At 65.9% G+C, this 4,142-nt stretch carries 2 protein-coding genes; one reads left to right on the top strand and one right to left on the bottom strand.

Going from position 1 to position 4,142, the window contains the following annotated elements; translation table 11 throughout:
* Positions 1 to 294: 294 nt before the first annotated feature.
* Complete coding sequence (locus ACMO6A_RS04100; protein WP_021410105.1) at positions 295 to 1,776, bottom strand: helix-turn-helix transcriptional regulator; 1,482 nt, start codon at positions 1,774 to 1,776, stop codon at positions 295 to 297.
* Between the two features lie 268 nt (positions 1,777 to 2,044).
* Between ACMO6A_RS04100 and ACMO6A_RS04095 the strand changes: the two genes are divergently transcribed.
* Positions 2,045 to 3,868: an FAD-binding protein gene (locus tag ACMO6A_RS04095; protein ID WP_021410108.1), complete on the top strand. Its 1,824-nt coding sequence runs from the start codon at positions 2,045 to 2,047 to the stop codon at positions 3,866 to 3,868.
* Positions 3,869 to 4,142 lie beyond the last annotated feature (274 nt).

Below are 4,142 nucleotides of genomic sequence, written 5' to 3'. Positions count from 1 at the left end.
CTCCGAGCGCGGTTCGTCTCCCCAAACCCCCTTGCAAACGACGGATCGCCCTCGAAGGGGGCTTCGAGGTCCCGGGGTTCTTCGGCATAGGCGCAAATCGATACCCTATGACAATCCTCGCATCGTTCGAGATCGCACGTTGCCGAAGGTTCGAGACGCAACCAGGCCTAATGCGGGCGATCTGGCTTAGAAGCGCGTTCCAAGCGTGCGCAAGTTGTCATGGCTGCCCATTTGCGCCCACGTGGCGGAGGAGGAGCGGAGGCGAGCCGTCACACCGCCTCTTCGCCACGTCGATCAGCCCCGTCCCCTCGGCTCGTCCGCGCTGCTCTCGCGTTCCAGCAGATCGATCAGCTCTTGCTGCGAGTGGACGTCGGCCTTGCGGTAGATGCTCTTGATGTGGCTCTTCACTGTCTCGTCGCCGATGACCAGCTCCTCGCGGATGTAGGCGCGGTTGCGGCCCTTCGCCAGCAGGAAGAACACCTCGATCTCGCGCGGCGACAAGCGGCAGCGGCGGGCCAGGCGCGTGCCGGCCTTCTCGAAATCGGACGCGGCGTCGGCTTCCTCCATGGGCTTCACGAAGCCCCAGCCCGTGTTCGCCGAGCCGCTTCCCATGGCGAACAGCGCGATGATCAGGATCGCGAAGATCACCCCGGCCGACACCATGGCCAGCCCCAGGTCGCTCTGGACGAACGTGAGCGCGATGGCGGCGGCTACCGATCCCACGAACTGGCCCAGCTGGATGCACAGCAGCCCCCAGCCCACCACCCATCCCGTAGGCACGCTGCCGCGCGAAGCCAGCACGGGCCACAGCGCCCACAGCACGATGTAGAAGTACTGGTAGCCGAACTGGTGCACGGCGGTGCCGATGACGTTCCAAGGCTCGTGCATCGGCAGGAACAGGAACCCTGCCGCCATGAGCGGCAACGCGATCTGGTACGTCAGGTGGTCGAAGTCCATCTTGTACACGCTCATCGCGACGAACGCGGCCAGCGCCCCGCCCGCGATGGCGATGATGTTCAGCTGGTCGCGCACGCCGATCCATTCGTCGCCCACGGGTGCGATAAGCCCCTTCATGACGCCGAACGACACGCCGAAGAACACGGCGATCACCATCATGCGCATGGGTGGCACCGCGCGCACGCGCACGTTTCTCATGGCGCGCGGCGGCCGCGGCACGCTGCGCTTGAAGTGGACGAAGCACCCCATGCTGATCAGGGGGAGCAAGGCTACGATCATCTGCGCCGCGTCGATGGGCAGCAGGCTGATGACCAGGTACGCCACGGCTGCGAGCAGCAGCGCCGCCACGCTGTAGTTCACCGTGCGCTGCGACCCCAGCGAGGCCAAAAGCTCGGCCCACAGCACCACGACGATGCCGCTGCCCACGCCGGTGAGCAGCGAGCCGGCCAGGTAGACGGTCGAGGCACCGCCGCCCGTCATCACGAGCGACGGATGGGAGATGGCCAGCGTGCCCAGCGCGGTGAGCGCAGCGGCGAGCGCGGGGAGGCATCTTACGTCGGAAAGCGGGTTCCTCAAATACGAGAGCAGCAGCAGGAACGCGATGGTCACCACGTTCGCCAGCAGCGAGGTCACCCACAGCGGCTCCAACGCGATGGTCGAAAGCCCTGCGGCCGCGCCGGCAGATCCCGACGAGTTGAGCAGCGTCCCCTCGGCGTAGAACAGCGAACTCCAGAACACGCACCAGATCCAAGTCCAGTGCGCCGCAAACCCCAGCAAATCGGGCGTGCGCCACAGCTCTTTGCGCAACGATGGTGTCATCCGCATCCTCCCCTGCATGCATCGGCCGCCTCTGCCGCGCGATGCGCGGGCGGGCGGTTTCGGCAGCTTTCCCCGCCAGAGATTATACGCGCAGGCGTCACCCTTTCAGCATCGCTTGCGCGAAAAGGCATCCCCCAGGTAGGGGGAAATCGGGCGGGGGAGGCGAAGTTCCCCCGGCCAACGGGATGATGACCTGCAAGGTCGGGCGTACAGTCGGGGCAACGCGGCGACAAGGGGCCGCGGGTAGGCAACGGAGGAGGGAATACTCATGGAGGAAGAGAAGAAGCAGGGTCTTTCGCGTCGTGCGTTCTTGGGTCTGGGCGGCACCGCGCTCGCGGGCGCGGCGGTTGCCGGGCTGGCGGGGTGCGCTCCGCAAAGCGGCGGCGATGCGGCCAAGGCGACGACGGAGGGTGCGTCGGGCGGAACGACGGGCGGCATGCCGGTCGCCGAAAGCGGCGCCTCGGCCGGCCCCGACGTGGCCGGCATGCACAGCTGGGAGATCGCGCCCGAAGCCATCTCCGCCGACAAGATCGCGAACACCGAGGACTGCGACGTGCTCGTCATCGGCGCGGGTCTGGGCGGCTGCTGCGCCACCATCGCCGCGTTGGAAGAAGGCGCGAAGAAGGTCATCACCATCGACAAGAACCCCGAGACGGTGGTCGCGCGCGGCGTGCACATCGCCGGTTTCCACACCAAGGTGCAGCAGGGCCTGGTGGACCAGGGTCTGCTGGAGGAGCCGAACTACAACAACGTCGTGCGACGTTGGATCAACTGGGCGCAGGGCCGCGTGAAGGAGCCGCTGCTGTGGGAGTTCGCGCGCAAGAGCGGTGCGTGCTTCGACTGGCTGTACGACCTGGCCACCAAGAAAAACCTCGAAGCGCTTCTGTGGGACGGCTACTACAAGGGCCCCGATTACACCGAGTACCCGGTCACGCACATCTTCTACCAGGCCGACAAGTACGAGGAAACCATCAACTTCACGTTCTACCAGGGCTCGGGCGTGGGCGACGTGTACGGCAACGCGGTGCTCGTGCCGGCGCTGTACGAGACGATCGCCGATATGGGCGGCGAGATCCGCTGGAGCACGAAGAGCGAGCGTTTGGTTCGCGACGGCAACGGCCCGGTGACCGGCGCCATCGTTTCCACTGGCAAGGACGAGTACATGCAGATCAACGCGAAATCGGTTGTCATTGCTTCGGGCGACTACGCAGCCGACGACGAGATGTTCCAGTACTACTCGCCCATGACCGCCTACGCCATGGACGGGCGCTTCTACAATCCGCCCGACTGCGACACCGGCGACATGCACAAGCAGGCCATCTGGGCGGGTGCCGCCATGCAGAAGTCCGAGCCGCACGCGGCCGTCATGCACCTCGACTTCGGCGCGGCCAGCTACGGTTTCCTGCACGTGAACTGGGAAGGCAAGCGCTTCAAGAACGAGGACGTGAACACCCAGTCGAAGAGCGTCACGAAGGCGCTGCAGACGCAGAAGGACGCCTGGACCATCTACGACTCGCACGGCTTGGAGCAGGTGAAGACGCAGATGGACGCCGGCCTCGGCGGCGGCTTGCAGTGGGGCCAGCTCACGCAGCCCGTGGGCGGCGAGTACAACCTGGAAGCCCAGCAGATCGTGCTCGAAGGCGAGATCGAGAAGGGCCAGACCGTGAAGGCCGACTCGCTGAAAGAGCTCGCGCAGAAGATGGACGTGCCTCCCGAGAACCTCGAAGCCACGGTCGCCCGCTACAACGAGCTGTGCGATCTGGGCAAGGATCTCGACTTCGGCAAGCGCCCCGAAGTCATGGGCAAGGTGCAGGACCCGCCGTTTTACGCCGGCAAGCTGGTGGCCAGCCTGCTCACCATGTGCGGCGGCTTGCGCACCAACGTGGATGCCCAGGTGCTCGACGCCGAGGACCAGCCGATCGAGGGCCTGTACGTGTGCGGCTCGGCTGCCGGCGAGTTCTTCGGCGCGGGCGACTATCCCACGTACGTGCCGGGCATCGGCCACGGCCGCTGCGTGACCTTCGGCCGCATCGCCGGCATCAACGCTGCCGGTGGTGACGCCGAGGCCAAGATCCCCAGCCTCGACATCTAAGCGTTCCCCTCGCAGGTGCCGCCATCCCGCGGCGCCTGCATCCCCTGAAGCCGCCGCCCCTCCCTCCCGGAGCGGCGGCTTTTTCGCGTTCTGAGCTCTGGCGCGCGTTCTTCGACCCCCCCCCCTCGCTCTTCGAAAGCGGAATCGGAAGGTGTTTCTGCATTTTTTTCGACTTCGTGGCAAGAGTGGTCTTGCGAGAGGCCTTCTCATCAGGTCTTTTGCTGCTGTCAGAAAGCGCGTTCGTGAAGGGCGATAGGCGGATGCGGCAAAGCCC

This window comes from Eggerthella sp., assembly GCF_048329335.1.
Lineage (GTDB): Bacteria > Actinomycetota > Coriobacteriia > Coriobacteriales > Eggerthellaceae > Eggerthella > Eggerthella lenta.
This window is presented reverse-complemented; position numbering and strand designations above follow the sequence as displayed.

Coding starts and splice junctions, on each gene's coding strand:
- ACMO6A_RS04095 (WP_021410108.1), top strand. CDS start 2,045: ATGGAGGAAGAGAAGAAGCAGGGTCTTTCGCGTCGTGCGTTCTTGGGT.
- ACMO6A_RS04100 (WP_021410105.1), bottom strand. CDS start 1,776: ATGACACCATCGTTGCGCAAAGAGCTGTGGCGCACGCCCGATTTGCTG.